We start from the raw sequence: 19387 nt of genomic DNA, 5'->3' as shown, positions 1-19387 counted from the left end.
AATTATAATAAAAAAGCCGCTTTGCAGCGGCTTAAAGCATTTATTTTGCAGCTTCCGGCGCTACATCCGGTTTGGTTTTCGGTTCTTCATTGCCATGGTGGCAAGTGTAACAGGTAACTTCCATCGTTTGGCTACCCTTGAAGAACTTCTTGTTGATACGGCTGGTCATCTTCAACATATCCCTTGCCACATCTTTGTGTGGATTTGCATCGCTGGCGAAGTCTAGTTTCTTTGCATCGTCTTTACGGGGCTCATGACAGAAATTACATTTTACGCCCAACGCAGTATTAAAACCGCGCATCACGCTTATCAGCTCTTCGTGGCTGATATTTTTCGGCAATACTTTCAGGTTATGCGCCTTCTCCGGCTCCTGAGGCAATGCGAGTGAACATAAAGTGCCAGCAGCCAACAATGCTGCTGCTACCACGAAACTTTTCCTGATTTTCATGACCATGAGTTTAATAAATCTAATAATGCTTCCTTCAGATGAGGAAATGTACAAAAATCATATTACTTTTTTGTACATTTCTTCATCCACCCTACCTATAAGCAACAAATCAATCACCCCATCCGGTGAGCTGAAAATAATAACCGGGGTGCCTGGGATGTTTTTTCCAGAGTGCCGAAAAACCCAGGTCTGGATAATATTTTTCTGCGGCCATAGCCAGACTTTCGTACCCGTTTGTATGCATATCCTTTATCTGCTGGTATTGCCAGGTGCTGTTGCCGGCAGCAAATGGCAGCATCCAGGCAAAAGCGTTACGCAGGCTTTTCTTATCCAGACTTACGTAATGCCATAAGTCTACGCTTACATTCTCTCCCAGCATAGCCAGTTCAAAAAAAGCTTCGAGATTAAAGCAAGAATAATTCCAGGACAAAGTGCGCGCGAGCTCATGCGGTTGTTGCCCATCTGTTTCCAACTGGCTGTTAATACGTTGGTTCGTTTGCGTTGTAAGAATTTCTTTGGCCAACGCAGGTTGTTCAGTGAATAAGGCAATGGCTACTGCTTGTACATCGTACCAGGTGCCGTGGTTATTTTTCTCCTCAGCTTCCTCTTTTCCAATAGGACTATTACGCATCCAATTGAGAAATTGGCGGTACCAGTCCTGGATGCCTTTATAATCAGCTGCAGAAAGGGAAGGTGAATTTTTCAGTAGTTGTACACCATCTATCAACGCAGTAACCATATGCGTATCGATGATGCCAATGCCCCTCCCCTCCGTAATCCCCGGTATGGCCTGCCCATAATTCAGGTGGGGCGCCATATAGGTAACAGTATCTAAAAACCAGGTACGAAGTAAACCGGCAGCCTTGTTCGCATATCTTACATTGCCGGTGAAATACCATGCCAGTCCTAGTATGTTTACATCCCTGCACAAGGAATTATAATATTCATCGTCTTTCACCGCATAGCGTTCCGGGTTAGTAACGCCATCGCGGCGGATATAAGGCAATCCATTGGCTTTAGTAGAATCGGGCCACCAATATGGGGCAACGCTCATGTAATTATGTTTATCACCACTAGGAGGCGTCTTGCTTTTATAAGTAACAGCGTAAAGCCCATGCTCCAGCGTACGGTTGGCTATTGCTACCAGTTCTGAAAGGGCGCGCTCTTTCGCTGTATCATGCCGGTTGATAGCAGCCTTACTTTGCGCCAGTACAGCAGACTTCAGCAAATAGGTTGGCGGCGCTGCCTGTTGTGCCTTCCCTGGTAAAGATCCGTATACGATCCATAAAATAAAAGTGGCTAGTGTACGTGTGAACATATTCATCTGTTATATTTTTTATCCGTTATAATTTTTCTCAGTATTGATCCGCCCACCTACAGGAATTAAGAGGGCCGGCAATCGATGCCAACTCCGGGAGATTACTTCATTGTATAACGTTTTATACTGATCACTGCACTCTTATTCGTATCATCTGCCTTATTGATGTAAATGTAAGCCCTGTATTTACCATCAGTAGTTTCTACCCAAACGCCGGCCTGTTCTTTCAGGTTAATGGCATAGTCCGGGAGGTAGACAAATCCAGTTTCACAAAATCCACATCATCTATATATACGCCATATTATAAACGGGCCAGGTTAAAATTACGCAACCCTCATACTTTGCTCACTTTCGTATCCCTGTTAACGTTAGCCGGCAACGTTACACCCGGAAGGTATTCCAGATCTGCCGCCGGCGACACCAACGCATGTTTAAAAGTAATGTTCGCAATGGCAGGGTACAAATATACCAGGTCTATATTAGCCGCATGGGCTGCTGCATCGGTGGCATTATACGCAGCCATACCTGCAATGGAAATATAACAGGTTTTACCATCTGCCACGCCCAGATCCAGCGTCATACAAACGTTTGCAGCTAAACAGCGAAAAGCTCCTTAATTAGCAATAAACTCATACGTGGAAAATTGGTTGTTAAGAAATATAGATTTTGGAATCGGATTGTTGGCGCCGCATGCTATTATAACAATCGATTGAAATTACAATTATTTGGGAAATACTTAAAACTTAAACTTCTACAATATTTTTCAAACCTACAAATTTTATGCATACGTTTTCATAAAAAAGTAAGTAACGTTTTCTCCCATTTGGCAATTCCGCAATAACCGGGTTTTTTACCGAATTTAGCAATGCTAAGTTTGTGATAAACAACGAGCCATGAATCATTACAATAACATAGCCATAGCTATAGATTACATCAAGCAACACTTTAAATCCCAGCCGGGCCTGGAAGAAGTGGCGGCGGCCGTGCATATGAGCCCCTTCCATTTTCAACGGATATTCGCAGAATGGGCGGGCGTTACGCCTAAAAAATTTCTGCAGTACCTTACCCTTGACTACGCTAAAAACATGCTACGGACCGGGCAAGCCACTGTATCCGATGCTGCCTTTGAAACCGGATTATCCGGTACCGGCCGTTTGCACGACTTATTCATCAACATTGAGAGCATGACGCCCGGCGAATACCGGAATGGCGGAAAAGCCCTGCACATCAACTACAGCTTTGCAGAAAGCCCTTTCGGCAATATCATTGTAGCAGCCACGCCCAAAGGTATCTGTCACCTTGCCTTTGCCGACGACCGGGAATTAGCCCTCCAATACCTGATAGCGCAGTTTCCCCATGCCCTGTTTACCCAAACGGTAGACCTGATACAACAACATGCCCTGTATATTTTTACGCAGGACTGGAGCCGGCTGGCCGAAATAAAACTGCACCTGAAAGGCACCGACTTCCAGCTGAAAGTATGGGAAGCCCTCCTGAAAGTGCCCATGGGAAAATTAACTACTTACTCTATGCTGGCCAAGGAACTGCAACGCCCCAACGCTTTCAGGGCAGTAGGCAGCGCAGTGGCGCAAAACCCTGTTGCCTTTCTCATCCCCTGCCACCGGGTCATCAAAGCTAACGGCGCTACCGGCGAATACCATTGGGGCAGCACCCGCAAAAATGCCATCATCGGATGGGAAGCCGCCAAAACCGACAAGGAGGCAACAACCTAGTTGTTCTGCCCCATGCCAACGGCTCTGCTGCCTTATTGCAACGATGGTGATACAGTTTCTTCTTCTTATACCTGCCCGGCCATCAGCAAATAAAAGGGCTGCCCGCTTGTGATAGGACAGCCCCGTTTTTGCTTATGAAAAAAAGACGGGCACTAAAGAACGCCTGCCGGTTAAAACGAGAAAAAAAATTTAACAAGGGTATAAAGCAATTCATAAATACTGGCCGGAAAAGGCCATAGATCGGCTACACAGTTAATGGCCCAACACCGTTAACCAACCATTTCAACGAAGACTATGGCGTATGGCTCAACATAAATGTGCAATAACAGTTTCCTTTTGATATATCCCTACGGATAGCTATTAACAGTGCCAGACCACACAATTATCTACCACAAAACAAACAATTAAACTTTAACGTTAACTAACGGCTAAAAACTAATTACAAGTCCAGATTTAGTTCAACTTAGTCACCCCCGCAGGAATTGCGCTAAAAAATAGTTTTACAGATTTTGGTTGCTATAATTCCTATAAGTTACTATTTATACTTTATAGGTTACTTAAAAATAAAAATTATTTGACATTTTAACGAATAAAAGTGCATACTTTTCATTTGTTAGGCAATAAATAACTTTTACCTCAAGAACAATATTTAATATCAATAGTTTATATATTCGATATCCACTTGTTTTATATACTGATTAAGTGTTCTCCTTCCGGGCTATTCCAGCCAAAGAGAAAGCCATTATTTATGGATGGTTGAAAATGCGGAACAACGATTGCGGATAAGAACTTATTGGGAAAATGTACTGGGCGGGATCAGTAAATATATATAACGCCGATTTTTAAGGTCATTATAAGGCTTTACTTCGATTCTTACCTGTAACTTTGTGCTTACGAAACACCAAAGAACCTACGGGAACGCGAACATATGAATGTGAATAGCATAGTTAAAGGACCCTTGAAGCCGGAATTACTTCACGAGGAAACACTGGCAGATATTTTTTCGCATGCCGTACGGGAACATGCTCATCATACGGCGCTGATCTTCCAACAACAAACACTCACCTATAAAGAGCTGGATCACTGGAGCGACGCGATAGCCGCCTATCTGCAGGCCCGCGGCATTGGTCCGGGTAACATGGTAGGGGTTTGGTGGCCACGGGGGCTGGAACTCCATGCCGCCATACTGGGGATTATCAAATCAGGTGCAGCCTATGTACCGCTCGACCGCGAAATGCCCGCCGAACGGGTGGAAGGCGTGCTCAATGAAGTAAAAGCCGCTGCCTGTTTCAGCGAAGTACCGCTGCAATTGAATGCCGACATACTCACCGTTCCTCCGGTACCGGATAGCACGGAAACATTTACGCTGGGTGCTGGCCCCCAACCGGATAATTTCGCCTATGTACTGTATACTTCCGGTAGTACCGGTAAGCCCAAAGGCATTCCTATCAGCCACCGGCAAATATGCCACCTGGTGAGGGCCGAGCAAACGATTTTAAACATACACGCTACCGATAAAGTGTACCAGGGCTTCTCCGTGTCGTTCGACATGTGGTGCGAGGAAACCTGGGTAAGTTATTTTGTAGGCGCCACACTCTGGGTAGCCGACGCCACTACCGCCAAAGCCATCGATGAATTGGGAGAAGTGCTGCGCCAGGAAAAAATTACCGTTTTACATGCCGTGCCCAGCCTGCTGGCGATCATGGACGACGATATTCCTTCCCTCCGCTTGGTGAATGCAGGCGGCGAAGCCTGTACCCCCCAGGTGCTGGCCAGATGGGGGGCGCCTCCCCGGCATTTCTACAACAGCTACGGCCCTACGGAAACAACGGTAAGCGCTACTTTTGCCGCACTCAAACCCGGCGATCATATCACCATCGGCCAACCGTTGCCCAACTACAACATGGCCGTAGTAGATGAAAAACTCGATATACTGCCGGCCGGCGAACGCGGAGAACTGGTCATCTCCGGGCCTGGTGTAGGCCAGGGTTATATAGACCGCCCTGAACTTACCCACGAGAAATTTGTGAATAAACCCGCCTCTATGAGCGAACTGCCCGGTAACCGGCTTTACCGTACCGGAGATGCCGCCGTTATTTTACCAGATGGCAGCATCGATTTCCAGGGCAGACTCGACGACCAGATCAAATTACGCGGCTACCGCATCGAACTGGGTGAAATAGAGAACCAATTACACGACATAGAAGGTATCATAGCAGCCGCTGTAGCTGTAAAAAAAGACAGCAACGACCAGGATCAGCTGGTGGGGTATGTAGTTGCGGAAGATGACCAGCCTTTTGACGAGTCTTTACTCAGGGCCCATCTGGCAAAAGTGCTTCCTCCTTATATGGTGCCCGGCGTTATCATGTTGCTGGTTGACATGCCCCGGCTGCCCAGTGGCAAAATAAACCGGAAAGCGCTTCCTATACCGGCAGCCTTTACGCAGGTTACCTCCCACGAAGCCATTAATCCCGACGCCCCCTTGCAAGACCGGGTATTAGCCATTCTTGCGAAAGTATTTCCGGACAAAAACATCCAACTCCAGCAAGACTTCTTCACAGACCTGGGAGGCCATTCCCTGTTGGCAGCAGCCTTTGTATCCCGCCTGCGCCGGGAGGCCAATGTGCCCCAAGCTTCGTTGAAAGATATCTACATTCACCGCCCCCTTCAGGAACTGGTGGATGTATGGAACACCGCCCCGCAAAAGGTGAAACAAAAAGAGCGCACTTTTAACAAAGTGCCGTGGTGGCGCTATCTCGCCTGCTGGATCGCACAAACCATTGTAATACTGATCATTTTTGGCCTGTTCGCCATGCAGATATTCCTGCCTTACCTGGGATACTACTATGTACAAGAGGCAAGCAGCAATCTTGGATATGGCATTATTACAGCACTGGTAATGTTTTGCCTATTACCACCGCTGTTCTCTGCCCTCATTATTACCAGTAAATGGCTGGTAATCGGTAAAATGAAAGCCGGCGACTACCCGCTCTGGGGCCTATATTATTTCCGTTGGTGGACAGTAAAAACCATACAGCGCCTTATGCCTTCCCAGTTCCTCAACGGCACGCCTTTATACCCTGCCTACCTTCGTTTGCAGGGAGTAAAAATAGCGCCAGATGCACAACTGGGCGCAGTTACCATTGGGGCGGAAGACCTGGTGACCATTGGCAGCGATGTGAGCATCAGCTCCCAGGCGGTTATCAATAACGCTTTTATAGAAGATGGCTGGCTGAAATTACGGACCGTGTACCTCGGCGACCATGCCTACATTGGCAGTAGCGCTATTATTGGCGGCAATACGGTTATGGAGCCCTGGAGCGAGCTGCAAGACCTTAGTTTCCTCCCGCAAGGCAGCGTGGTAAAAACCGGCGAAGTATGGCAAGGCAGCCCCGCCGCCTTAAAAGTAACTAAAGCAATCAGTGAATTGCCACAACCATTACCGGTATCCAAAGCTACCCGCTGGAAATACAGCCTTATATTTTCCCTGTTCCTGCTGATCTTTCCATTTACCGTGCTGTTACCTTTATTACCTACGATCATCACGCTGAACCAAATGGATGACGCCGCACCGGATTACAATTTTAATTACATGGTAATCACTCCGGCATTGGCACTGAGCTATATCATCCTGTTCACCGTGCAAACGGTACTGATCACCCGTTTGCTGCAATGGCGCATCAAACCTGGTACCTACCCCATTTACAGCTCTTTTTATGTGCGTAAGTGGTTTGCCGACCAGATGATGTCTTTATCCCTGATTGTAATCCATCCTATATTCGCTACTGTATTTATCTCTTCTCTTTTCCGGGCGCTGGGGGCAAAGATCGGCCGTAATACAGAGGTGTCTACTGCCAGCAGTGTAACACACCCCCTGCTGGAAATAGGCGACGGCGCTTTTATTGCCGACGCGGTAACCCTCGGAGAATCTGATATACGCGGCCAGCAGCTGATCCTGGAAAAAACCATCATCCACAATACCAGCTTTGTAGGCAACAGTGCCCTGATACCGCAGGGATACGAACTGCCTGAAAATATGCTCATCGGTGTACTGTCTACACCACCATCGAAAGAACAACTAGCTGGCAGCACAGCCCGCGATTGGTTCGGCTCTCCCGCCATTGCGCTGCCCCGCCGCCAGGAAAGCCACTTCTTTCCACCGGAACTTACTACCAATCCATCCCCCCAACGCAGGTTGGCCAGGGCGCTGGTAGAGTTTATCCGTATTCTTATCCCCGAAACAGTGGTGATCTGCTGCAGCATCCTGTTCATCGCCTACGGCCACGATCTGGTAACCGACAAGCCCTGGTGGATGATCTTACTGCAGTTCCCGTTCTATTATCTCTTTTTCCTGGGCATTCCCGCCTTTCTGTTTACCGTTGTACTTAAATGGGTGTTGGTAGGCCGTTATAGAGCGCGGCAAAGTCCTATGTGGACCTCCAAAGTATGGCGCAGCGAAGCCATCACTTCTACTTACGAAGCCCTGTCTATTCCATTCCTGTTGGAATATTTGAAAGGCACCCCCTGGTTGCCGCTGCTCCTGCGTTTACTGGGAGTAAAAACCGGCCACCGGGTGCTGATGAATACCGCCGACATTACCGAATTTGACATGGTGGAAATAGGTACAGATAGCGTACTGAATGAAGATAGTGGTCCTCAGACCCACCTGTTTGAAGACCGGGTAATGAAGATAGGCCCCATCAAAATTGGTAAAAGAAGCAGCATAGGCGCCCGCTCTATTATTTTGTACGACAGTGAAGTAGGAGATGATGTGAATATTGCGCCACTGTCGCTCCTCATGAAAGGGGAGAAACTGCAATCTAATACCAATTGGACAGGTAGCCCGGTAAAACCGGAATAAGGCATATTACCTGCATGAATATACGAAAACTGGCTATATGATAACAATTACGCCTATACGCATTCGTGAGCACTACGTCCTTGTCAGCGAATTAATGCGCCTGCTCCACCTGTCGGAGAAGGCATTTTTTCCGAAAACAGCCGATTGGGACAGCATTGCGACTAACTACATGCAACATGTGATAGACATGCAGGAAACATGCGATGGCGTATGCCTGCTGGCTACCGTAAACAATCAGCCGGCAGGCTTCCTCTTTGCCTATTTGGAAGAAGCCGACGAAAGCCGCATAGAAGACTATAGCGGCGATACCCTATACGTATCTGATGGATATGTACACGCCGAATACCGGCGACAGGGCATTTACCGGATGATGAATGAAGCGCTGGAAAAAATATATATACAAAAAGGCATCCGCAGGATTGTCCGGTACACCCTCACCAATAACTACCGGATGCAGCAGTTCCTGGCCACCCAGAACTATGTACCGGTAAGACTGGTCTATGAAAAATGGCTATCCCCCAACGGTAAAGAAGTGAGCCCACTATTTCCCCCTGAGCACCAATCGTAACCTCGTACTATATACGAAATCCTGTTCTGTTGCGCTACCGGCTGGCCCACTGCCGGTAACGCAACAGGGCTTCTACAAAATAATAATCGGCGTAAGTTAACGGTACATCCACTTCAGATGTATGCGGAAGGGAGCCTACACTGTGCAACAGGATAAAATTATTATTCTCTCCTTCCTTTGCCAGGTAAGCGGAACTACAAAGACTGTGAAGTGTTTTTTCTGCAGCACGCCAATAACGCCCGGCAGTTGCTTTATCTGTGTAGCGGCTCAATTCCAGCAAAGCGGAAGCGGTAACCGCGGCGGCAGATACATCACGCGGAGCATTGGGAATACCAGGAGCATCAAAGTCCCAATAAGGTACGCCATCTGCCGGCATATGGGGATGGTTCAGGATAAAGTCTGCAATATGACAGGCCTGTTCCAGGTAAGCGATGTCTTTGGTATCGCGGTACATCATGGTATAACCATACAGGCCCCAGGCCTGCCCGCGTGCCCAGGCAGAACTATCAGCTGCCCCCTGGTGGGTTTTGCGCTCGTATACAGCACCAGTACCGGGGTCATAATCTACTACATGAAAAGAGCTATAATCTTCCCGGAAATGGTGCTTCATAGTTGTATTGGCGTGGGTACGTGCTATCTGTGCGTATTGCGGATCGCCGCTCTCCCGGCTAGCCCAGTTCAACAATTCCAGGTTCATCATATTATCAATGATCACTGGAAATTTCCAGACGCCATGATCCCACGATCTGATACAACCGGTTGTAGGATTAAAGCGGGTAGATAAAGATTTCGCGCTGGTGAGCAGGATGTTTTTCCAGGCAGTATCTTTTGTTATTCTCCAGGCATTTCCGAAAGAGCAATACATCATAAAGCCCAGGTCGTGGGTGTGGGTATTATATTGCTCTTTTTTGATGAGCGCCATCCGTTTCAACGCTTCCTCCTTAAAAGCAGGATCTTTCGTGTATTCATACAGGAACCAGTTAGTACCCGGATAAAAACCGGAGGTCCACCAGGTGGAGTTAGCTACCATCAGGCTACCGTCTTTAGCATTAGTAGACCTTGGCAACGTACTGTCGGGAACATGTTGCCTCATCAGTTTATATTGCTTGGCGGCCAATTGCAAAGCTGCCGCCGTTTTTATCAATAAGGCCTTATCCGCTTTGCCAGATTGTGCATACGATTGCATTACTATTAATAGCAAACATAGGGCTAAGTAGCAGTGTTTTTTCATCATAACGTAGCTTATAAAATGATCATTTCTTTTTCCTGGCCGGCTTCATTTTACCGGCGGTAGATGCTCTGGCGATCAGTTGAATAGGTATAATTTCTTGTGAATAACGGGGAGTTTTTGAAGGAGAAGGAGTATGAATCAGCTCCATCAGCGCAGCCACTACTCTTTCCCCCATCATGGCCGGGTATTGATCTACGCTGGTAACCGGAGGGGTTACAATCTCTGTTCTCGGATCATTGGAATACCCTACTACTTTCACATCTTCCGGCACCCGTACATTTATTTTACGGCAGTATTCCAGAATGGTGATTGCCGTAGTATCATTGGAAGCGAAAATACCGTCCGGATAAGGCTTCTGAGCAAATATTCTCTCACAGGTTTGCCAGGCATTTTCCCGCGTAAGCTCCTGGAAGAAGATGCGTGTTTTTTTGAAAGGCAGCTTATGTTCCTGCAAAGCATTTTTATAGCCAGCCACTCTTTCTACATACAAATTGCTGGTCAGCGGACCTGAAATATGTACAATATCCTTACAGCCCTTTTCTACCAGATGTGTGGTAGCCGTGTATCCTCCCAGGTAATCATCTCCCTTGATCACTTTCACATTGTAATCTTTGGGCACACGGTCAAAAAATATCAGGGGGATATTGTTATCCCGGAAAATATCGAAATGGGAAAAATCGGTAGTATATAAAGTAGTAGACACTACCAACCCGTCAACCCTGGCAGAATACAGCGTATTCACCAATGCTACCTCCTGTTCATAAGAGTCGTTGGATTGACAGATAATCAGGTTGTAGCCATGCTCTTGTAATTTATTCTGGATGATCGTACTGATAGCAGCCGGAAAAAACATAGCAATACGCGGTACAATAAGTCCTACCGTTTTGCTTTTATTGTTACGTAAACCGGCAGCCAACGCATTTGGGCGATAACCCAGTTTGCGGGCCATCTTCTTCACTTTATCTTTCGTACGTGCGCTAATGTTAGGATTATCATTCAGTGCACGTGATACAGTGGATACAGAGAGTTTTAGCGCTGCTGCGATATCCACTATTGTTGTTTCGGTACGTTTGCTCATGTAAGGAGGCTATTAACTGTCATTATCCTGTTATCTTCCCATCCAGCCACCATCTACTGTGAGGATAGTGCCGTGTACGTAATCCGCTGCATTAGAAGCGAGGAATACCACTGGTCCGGCAAAGTCTTCCGGTTCTCCCCAGCGGCCAGCAGGGATACGGTCCAATATGGCACTGCTGCGTTCTGGGTCTGCCCGGAGTGCAGCGGTATTATCCGTAGCAATATATCCTGGGGCAATCGCATTAACATTCACTCCCTTCGAGGCCCATTCATTGGAAAACGCTTTTACCAGCGAGCCTACTGCGCCTTTACTGGCGGCATATCCCGGCACATTGATTCCCCCCTGGAAGGTGAGCAAGGATGCCGTAAAGATAATCTTTCCCTTTCCACGGGCAATCATTCCTTTCCCGATTTCCCTTGTCAGGATAAACTGGGCGTTCAGGTTAATGTTGATCACTTCATCCCAATATTCATCGGGATGTAAAGCGGCGGGCTGGCGGCGGATGGTGCCGGCATTGTTCACCAGTATGTGTACTACCGGCACTTCCTGTTCCAGTTTTGTAATAAAACTGTATAAAGCCGTTCTATCAGAAAAATTGCATTGATAAGCCTTAAAGCTGCGGCCTAACGCTGTTACTTCTTTTTCTACCTCGCTGCCACTTAATTCCAGGGTAGCAGACACGCCAACAATATCTGCTCCTGCCGATGCCAGGGCCACTGCCATCGCTTTTCCTATGCCACGGTTGCATCCTGTTACCACGGCCGTTTTTCCGGTCAATTGAAATAGCTCCATTGTAAATAGTTGAAATTACCCGGCCTTTAGCGCCAGATAACGGATCAATAAATTATTGCAGGGTTACCTGTAAAGGTTGCCTGATCTTCTGTGCAAAGGTTTCCAGATAGCTAAACCATGCTGCTGCATTGGTGATACGGCCTCCTTTGTTCCAGGCGGCGCCAAAGTAGTATTCATAAGTCTGCTTATCGGTTACTATGCCGGAACTGAGCAAATGTACCCCATCTACACTCATGCCTAGCACTTCCCGGGCAAATACACAGCCTACTCCCAATGTGCCATCCTCTCCATGTGCAGGCTCCCAATATCCCATTACACCATGTTGTTCGTCCAGCAAGATATTGCCTGGTTCTTTACGCTTTACAATACCTGTTACTACAGGCAGCTGATTACCACTGAACAGGTATTGGAGTTGCATTTTATTTAGCTGGGAGCCTGCATCAAGGGAAATTGTTTTGGTAACGGTAACGGGTATATTTCCAGCTTGCCAGGTATCATAGCTGAGTACAAAGGAGGTACGCAAAGGACCATTGTCCAGCGTTTTCCAATGGCGGTAGTTTTTAGGATAATAGATGGTATCTTTCCCATAAGGTGCGGTATCTCCGGCGCCCAGGGTAAGGCCTACACTATAATAATCCAGCCCCTGGCCATTATCGTGGTGGTAGTTATCCAGTTTATACCAGGTATCAATTACGGGGTCGCTGGTACGTTTTGCCCACACATCAATGCCATAGGCCATTTCCGTGGGTACCTGCTCCAATGCCTTGCCATACATACGGTAAGCCATGCGGTCGTTTTCCCAGGCATAATCATCTTTACGTTCCGGTACATAACGGCCATAAGCCTTTACTTTTATCGGGGCTGGTGTACCTTCCTGTACAGCGGCATACAAACTTGCTCCGGCAGGCAAACTTACCTGCAATAATACTTTCTGTACTGTTTTATTACCTTCATACAACAACTGATAAGGCACTTCCCTGCCACTCAACAGATCAGTAATTTTAAAGCTTTGCTGCGTTTGTTTGAAGTACTTCGCAACAAACTGTTGATATGGGATCTCCACCAGGTCTTCTTCCCTGTTAATACCCGTATTATTGGTGATCTGCAAGCCAGCAACGGTTTTACGCAGCTCATATTTGATCAGTTCTCCACCTGCTAACAGAAAGGCCCCAACGCCGTATACTTCGGTATCTGCTGCAGTGGCCTTACCCGGAGCAGCGCCGATAGCTTGTACAAATCCGAGCTTGCCATCAGGTTGCACACAATCGTTGAGGGCTTGCCAACCTTTTTGGATTACTGGCATAAAATCTTTTTCCGGCAGCAGGCCGTTGTTCACGCCCCACGTCAGCGCATATACGTAAAATCCGGTACCGCTTGTTTCTTTCGCCGGATAGCTTAAAGGGTCTAACAGGCTGGCATGCCAGGTGCCATCAACCGTTTGCAGGGTAGCAATACGATAAGCCATTTGCTTATATAGTTCCTGGAAGCGGGCTTTATTAGCGTAACCGGCGGGCATATTTTCCAGCATGCGCACCAAACCGCCCAGTACCCATCCGTTGCCGCGGCTCCAATACACATTAGCGCCATTGTTCTCTTTTTTACCGATAAAGCTACCATCCCGGTAGTACAGGCTATCCTGCCGGTTATACAGGAAACCGGTGGTTTTCCACCAAAGTTTATCGGCGGTTTCCAGGTAACGCAGATCACCGGTAACAGTGCTTAAATAGGCCAGCGCAGGCGGTCCCATGAACAACGCGTCGCACCACGCCCATTCCCGGTGGTGCACACCGTTCTTCCATTCCAGCGATTCCGTATGTGGCGCTGCTACAATACTGTCTGCCAGCTGACGGAATTTTTCCGTCATTACCGGGTCTTTGTATAAACTATAAAGTTGTGCATATAGCTGCCCTACACAATATTCATCTGCAAAAAACCTGTCCGGACCGGTATTCCAACCATTCTCTTTCCCTACCTGCACCAGGCGGTCAATAAAAAAAGGGTTGGCGGTTACCCTGGCCAATGACAACATACCGGCATACATGGCGCCATTGGTCCAGTCGGTGAGCGCATGTGTCCATCCTTTTTCTGCTATATAGCGCCATTGCCAGGCGGCTACTTTCTCCATTTGCGCCCGGATGGCGGCGGCGATATAGGTACCGGCAACAGTATCGGCAGGCATGGCTACAACAGGCATGGTGGTATGCGCCGGTAAGTTTACATGCAGGAAAGACAAGCCCAGCAAGCTTCCTGCGATAATTGTTTTCATCATGATAGCAGCTATTATCAGTTCATGTCATTAACGTAAATCGGTGATACTGCAATGATCCATATCGCTATAGTCAAGGTTTTCTCCTGCCATTCCCCATATAAAAGTGTAGTTACTGGTACCTGCACCAGCGTGAACAGACCAGGGCGGTGAAATCACTGCCTGTTCATTCTGCATCCAGATATGGCGGGTTTCCTGGGGCTCTCCCATAAAGTGGCATACCGACTGCCCTACGGGCAATTCAAAGTAAAAATACACTTCCATCCTTCTGTCGTGCGTATGTGCCGGCATGGTGTTCCATACGCTGCCTGGTTGCAGTGCTGTCATTCCCATCTGCAATTGGCAGGTTTCCAACACGCTATTCACCAACAGCTTGTTGATAGTACGATGATTCGATGTTTCCAATGCACCCAGTGCTACGATATCTGCCTCTTCTTTAGTTACTTTGCGGGTAGGATAACTGTGATGTGCAGGCGTGGAGTTTAAATAAAATTTAGCGGGCGACGCTGCATTTTTACTATGGAAAATTACCTGCCGATTGCCCTTACCAATGTACAGGGCTTCTTTATAAGCCAGTTCAAATAATTCACCATCTACTTCCACCATACCGTCGCCGCCAACATTAATCATGCCCAGCTCCCTGCGCTCCAGGAAATATGCTGCTTTGAGCGGCGCTATTGTTTCCAGCGCCACCGCTCCATTTACAGGCATAGCGCCACCCGCCAGATAGCGGTCGTAGTGTGTATGCGTCCAAACTATCTGATCTGCGTCGAAAATTTTTTCAATTAAAAATGCCTGCCTTAACCGGGCAGTGTCCATTTGTTTCACTTCTGCCGGGCTACTGGCGTACCTCGATTCGAACGTAGTGCTCATATAATGTCAAAATATTTTTTAAATGAAAAGGGTTAGTGCTGACTGCTAAACCCTGCAAACACCGGCAGAGCCCTACAGTTCTGCCGCCAACAAGCACATAATAATAGCAGTTGCCAGTAAAACGTTAACCACCGGTAATTAAAAATATGCAAACGTTTGCAAACATAAAATTAATTTCGGGGCAGGCCTGTAAAAAATTTCGGTGACGGATACCGGTGGTAATCAAAAATATTGAATCTATCGGGCAATTCAAACGTTTGCATTAATATTTTTATAGGGGAGACTGATAGCGTATTAACATTTTATAATCTATTCCTGACATCCGACTGGCCCCCTCTTTCCGTTCAAAATCAAATGGTTAAAATCTTATTATGGATTAACATTTTAGTATCACCAGCCGGAACGCTTATTTACTACTTTAGCTCTTATGAACGCTTATTTACAAATTCATCCGAATGATAATGTGCTGGTAGCCTTGCAAGATCTACCGGCTGGAATGGAAATATCTTTTAACGGACATCAGATTCAATTACAGCAACATGTTGCTGCCAAGCATAAATTCCTGATAGAAGATATCAGGGAAGGCGATCCGGTGACGATGTACGGTGTGTTGGTAGCCAAAGCCAGCAAAAACATCCGCCGGGGTGAGAGCATGACCACCGGGAACGTAGTACATGATGCCAATGCCTTCCATGAAAAGGATGGTTCACTCGAATGGCAGGCGCCTGACATCAGCCAATGGAAAAACCGCAGTTTCCTGGGCTACCACCGTGCCGACGGGCAAGTAGGCACCCGCAATTACTGGCTGGTTATTCCACTGGTTTTCTGTGAAAACAGGAATGTAGGCGTCATCAAAACCGCTTTCGAGAAAGGGCTGGGATTTGCACCCGCCGAAGTATATAACGAACAGGTGGCCGACCTGGTGTCGCTCTATAAAAGCGGCAACCTCGAAGCGATTAAAAATTATGAAGCAGGGAATATAACAGCAACGAATAAACGCAATGTAATATTCCCCAATATAGACGGCATTAAGTTCCTCACCCATGAAGGCGGATGCGGCGGAACCCGTCAGGATTCCGACGCTTTATGTGCACTGCTGGCAGGTTACATCCACCACTCCAACGTAGCCGGAGCCACTATCCTAAGCCTTGGTTGCCAGCACGCCCAGGTGTCTATCCTACAGGAATCATTAAAAAAACTGAATCCAGATTTCAATAAACCACTGCTGATATACGAACAGCAAACAAGCGCTTCAGAATTTGCGATGCTGTCGGCTGCCATTAAAGATACCTTCCTGGCACTGATAGAAGCCAACAAACAAACCCGCCAGCCAAGCCCGCTCTCCAAACTGGTAATCGGCCTGGAATGCGGCGGGTCCGACGGCTTCTCTGGCATATCCGCCAATCCTGCTGTTGGGCATACCTCCGACCTGCTGGTAGCACTGGGCGGTACTTCTATCCTCTCCGAATTCCCGGAATTATGCGGAGTGGAACAAGAGCTGATTAACCGTTGCCAAACCAGGTCAATTTCAGATAAGTTTATCCGTATCATGCGCGCGTATGAAAACCAAGCCCAGTCTGTAGGTTCTGGTTTCTACATGAATCCTTCCCCCGGCAATATCAAAGATGGCCTCATCACCGACGCTATTAAATCTGCCGGTGCGGCCAAAAAAGGAGGCACCTCGCCTGTAACAGATGTATTGGATTATACAGAATATGCTACCAAACCAGGATTGAACCTGCTATGCACCCCAGGCAACGATGTGGAATCTACTTCCGCAGAAGTAGGCTCCGGCGCTAATGTGGTACTGTTTACCACCGGCCTTGGCACGCCCACCGGCAACCCGATTGCCCCGGTAGTGAAACTAGCCACTAATACCAAACTGGCTGACCGGATGAAAGATATCATCGATATTAATACCGGCACCATTATCAGCGGCGCGCACAGTATCGCTGAAATGGGTGAAGAAATACTGGAATATGTGATCAAAACCGCCAGCGGTGAAATACGTACCAAAGCGGAATTATTGAACCAAGATGACTTTATTCCCTGGAAGAGAGGCGTATCCTTATAAAATTACGTATATCATTCCCCGTTATATTATTTTCCGGGAGATGACCAGAGCGAAATGTTTACTAGTGAGAGATGATTTGATAAAACAGCAAACGTCCGGACTTCTGCCCGGACGTTTGTTTTTATTCTTCTCTTATAGATTACACAGAACATTTTCCTTTTAATCTAGCTGTACACGCTCCATCTTCGGCGCAAACAGGTGCATAACACACCAGGCCACCAAATAAGCTACACCACAAATGGTAAAGAGGATGTTATAGCCAATGCCGATATTACCGATCAGTTTATAGTGGTCCAGCATGGTACCTATCACAATAGGGAACAGCGTACCGCCAATGGAACCGGCCATGCCTCCTATCCCTACCACAGAGCTAACCGCCCGCTTGGGAAACATATCAGATGCCGTAGTAAAAATAGTGGCAGACCAAGCCTGATGTGCCGCAGTGGCAAGGCTGATCAATGCAATAGCCAACCATACCTTATTAGTGTATTGTATCAGCACAATAGGCGCCACACAAGCTGCAAAAATCAACATAGATACTTTACGGGCTTTAAAAACAGGCCAGCCGGATTTGATCAGATGAGAGGATAACCACCCGCCACCAATACTGCCAAAACTTGTAATAGAATAAATGATGATAATAGGCAATCCCAGACTTGATTTCATATTGATATGGAAAATAGATTCCAGGTAACCAGGCAACCAAAAAAGGAAAAACCACCAAACCGGATCGGTTAACAATTTACCAAATACGAAAGCCCATGTTTGCCGGATACCCAATAATTTGCCCCACTTTACCGGTTTAGGCTTTTCTACTTCTATTTCCTGGTCGGAATGAATATAATCATATTCTCCTTTCGATATCTTTTTATGCCGGCCGGGCACTTCGTAATATACCCACCAGAATATTAACCATAAAAAGCCAATAGCGCCAGTCCATACAAATGCGCTTCTCCAACCATGGTTCCTCGCCAGCCAATACACTAACAACGGGCCTATCACAGCGGCAATATTGGAGCCGGAATTAAAGATACCTGTAGCCAAAGCCCTTTCCTTTTTGGGGAACCATTCAGCGGTAGCTTTAATAGCTGCCGGAAAGTTACCCGCCTCACTTACTCCCAAAATAGATCTTACCAATCCAAAACCCAGCGTGGTACGTACCAGTCCATGCGCCATGGCCGACAGGCTCCACACAACAATAGAAACACTGTATCCCAGCTTAGAACCTATTTTGTCTACCAGTGCACCAAAAAAAAGCAATCCTACAGAATAAGCAGCAGAAAATACCATCACCAGGTTACTGAAATCTTTCTCAGACCAGTTAAACTCCTGAGACAGATCATTTTTTAACAAACCAAGTACTTGTCTGTCTATATAATTGATAGTGGTTGCTACAAATAGGAGCGCGCATACCCGCCAGCGATATTTACCTAAAGTTGTGGAATTCATAACGGTCTGTTTGGAGTTTATAAGTGCATAAGTTATTTCATTGCCTTGAGAAATGCAAACGTTTGCATTATTTTATCTTTCAGCGATTCCCAATCCTTGCTATCTATCAATATTTTAGATAATAGATTAGCGCCCATACCCACGCATACCACACCGGCATCGAACCAGGTATCCAGGCTCAGCTGGGTAGGTTCTACTCCACCAGTAGGCATAAACTTCAACCGGGGGAACAGCGGCTTGATCGCTTTTACGTATCCTGGTCCTAATATATTACCCGGGAAAAGTTTCACCAAAGTAGCTCCATTTTTTTCTGCTACCGAAATTTCAGTAGGCGTCATACAACCAGGAATCCAAACGATATTGGCCGATTGGCAATAGACAGCCGTTTCCGGATCTACTATAGGACAAACAATAAAATCGGCGCCCAGTGCGGTGTATACTGCGGCATCAGCTGCATGTTTGATAGTGCCGATACCCAGGTAAAGATCCGGCATCGAAGACTGTTTCAATTCACGTAAAACAGCAAAGTTTTTCTGCGCATTTTCTCCCCTGCTGGTAAATTCGAACACCCGCAAACCAGCATCGTAGCATGCTTGCAGCACTTCGCGGCAAACTGTTACATCATCATGGTAAAAAACCGGGATAATCCCGCTTTGCTCAAATGCAGCTATAATTATTTCAGGACCTGGTGCCATA

The 19387-nt window shown here is 47.0% G+C and carries 15 protein-coding genes; 4 read left to right on the top strand and 11 right to left on the bottom strand.

Going from position 1 to position 19387, the window contains the following annotated elements:
• Positions 1-40 precede the first annotated feature (40 nt).
• From ACDQ55_RS12430 to ACDQ55_RS12415, 4 genes are all read right to left on the bottom strand, one after another.
• Entirely contained in the window at positions 41-448 is a 408-nt protein-coding gene (locus ACDQ55_RS12430; RefSeq protein WP_420981720.1) for a c-type cytochrome, read from the bottom strand.
• A gap of 109 nt (positions 449-557) precedes the next feature.
• Positions 558-1772, bottom strand: a complete 1215-nt coding sequence (locus ACDQ55_RS12425) for an alginate lyase family protein (protein WP_420981719.1) — start codon at positions 1770-1772, stop codon at positions 558-560.
• A 95-nt stretch (positions 1773-1867) separates the two neighbouring features.
• Positions 1868-1996: a DUF4466 family protein gene (locus tag ACDQ55_RS12420; protein ID WP_420981882.1), complete on the bottom strand. Its 129-nt coding sequence runs from the start codon at positions 1994-1996 to the stop codon at positions 1868-1870.
• A gap of 104 nt (positions 1997-2100) precedes the next feature.
• Complete coding sequence (locus ACDQ55_RS12415) at positions 2101-2346, bottom strand: DUF4466 family protein (RefSeq protein ID WP_420981718.1); 246 nt, start codon at positions 2344-2346, stop codon at positions 2101-2103.
• A gap of 313 nt (positions 2347-2659) precedes the next feature.
• Here ACDQ55_RS12415 and ACDQ55_RS12410 point away from each other — a divergent pair, with 313 nt between their 5' ends.
• From ACDQ55_RS12410 to ACDQ55_RS12400, 3 genes are all read left to right on the top strand, one after another.
• A complete protein-coding gene (locus ACDQ55_RS12410) occupies positions 2660-3499 on the top strand; it encodes a bifunctional transcriptional activator/DNA repair enzyme AdaA (protein WP_420981717.1) in 840 nt (279 codons plus the stop codon).
• 934 nt (positions 3500-4433) lie between these two features.
• Positions 4434-8360: a Pls/PosA family non-ribosomal peptide synthetase gene (locus ACDQ55_RS12405; RefSeq protein ID WP_420981716.1), complete on the top strand. Its 3927-nt coding sequence runs from the start codon at positions 4434-4436 to the stop codon at positions 8358-8360.
• 37 nt (positions 8361-8397) lie between these two features.
• Positions 8398-8928, top strand: coding sequence for a GNAT family N-acetyltransferase (locus tag ACDQ55_RS12400; protein WP_420981715.1), 531 nt, complete (start codon positions 8398-8400; stop codon positions 8926-8928).
• Between the two features lie 34 nt (positions 8929-8962).
• Here ACDQ55_RS12400 and ACDQ55_RS12395 read toward each other — a convergent pair whose 3' ends face one another.
• The 5 genes from ACDQ55_RS12395 to kduI are packed head-to-tail and all read right to left on the bottom strand — an operon-like array spanning position 8963 to position 15168.
• Positions 8963-10162, bottom strand: a complete 1200-nt coding sequence (locus tag ACDQ55_RS12395; protein WP_420981714.1) for a glucuronyl hydrolase — start codon at positions 10160-10162, stop codon at positions 8963-8965.
• A gap of 19 nt (positions 10163-10181) precedes the next feature.
• Positions 10182-11237: a LacI family DNA-binding transcriptional regulator gene (locus ACDQ55_RS12390; protein WP_420981713.1), complete on the bottom strand. Its 1056-nt coding sequence runs from the start codon at positions 11235-11237 to the stop codon at positions 10182-10184.
• A gap of 30 nt (positions 11238-11267) precedes the next feature.
• A complete protein-coding gene (locus ACDQ55_RS12385) occupies positions 11268-12029 on the bottom strand; it encodes an SDR family oxidoreductase (RefSeq protein WP_420981712.1) in 762 nt (253 codons plus the stop codon).
• 52 nt (positions 12030-12081) lie between these two features.
• Positions 12082-14298 (bottom strand): DUF4861 family protein, encoded by a 2217-nt coding sequence (locus ACDQ55_RS12380; protein WP_420981711.1) that lies wholly within the window; start codon positions 14296-14298, stop codon positions 12082-12084.
• A 27-nt stretch (positions 14299-14325) separates the two neighbouring features.
• Positions 14326-15168, bottom strand: coding sequence for a 5-dehydro-4-deoxy-D-glucuronate isomerase (kduI, locus tag ACDQ55_RS12375; protein WP_420981710.1), 843 nt, complete (start codon positions 15166-15168; stop codon positions 14326-14328).
• Between the two features lie 427 nt (positions 15169-15595).
• Between kduI and ACDQ55_RS12370 the strand changes: the two genes are divergently transcribed.
• Positions 15596-17242 (top strand): UxaA family hydrolase, encoded by a 1647-nt coding sequence (locus ACDQ55_RS12370; RefSeq protein WP_420981709.1) that lies wholly within the window; start codon positions 15596-15598, stop codon positions 17240-17242.
• A gap of 159 nt (positions 17243-17401) precedes the next feature.
• Here ACDQ55_RS12370 and ACDQ55_RS12365 read toward each other — a convergent pair whose 3' ends face one another.
• Together ACDQ55_RS12365 and ACDQ55_RS12360 are read right to left on the bottom strand one after the other, a co-directional pair.
• Positions 17402-18691, bottom strand: coding sequence for an MFS transporter (locus ACDQ55_RS12365; RefSeq protein ID WP_420981708.1), 1290 nt, complete (start codon positions 18689-18691; stop codon positions 17402-17404).
• A gap of 32 nt (positions 18692-18723) precedes the next feature.
• Entirely contained in the window at positions 18724-19386 is a 663-nt protein-coding gene (locus ACDQ55_RS12360) for a bifunctional 4-hydroxy-2-oxoglutarate aldolase/2-dehydro-3-deoxy-phosphogluconate aldolase (RefSeq protein WP_420981707.1), read from the bottom strand.
• Position 19387: the final 1 nt, after the last annotated feature.

The sequence above is a fragment of the Chitinophaga sp. 30R24 genome (assembly GCF_049056765.1).
Lineage (GTDB): Bacteria > Bacteroidota > Bacteroidia > Chitinophagales > Chitinophagaceae > Chitinophaga.
The sequence above is the reverse complement of the archived record's forward strand: the minus strand, read 5'-3'. Positions and strand labels throughout refer to the sequence as shown.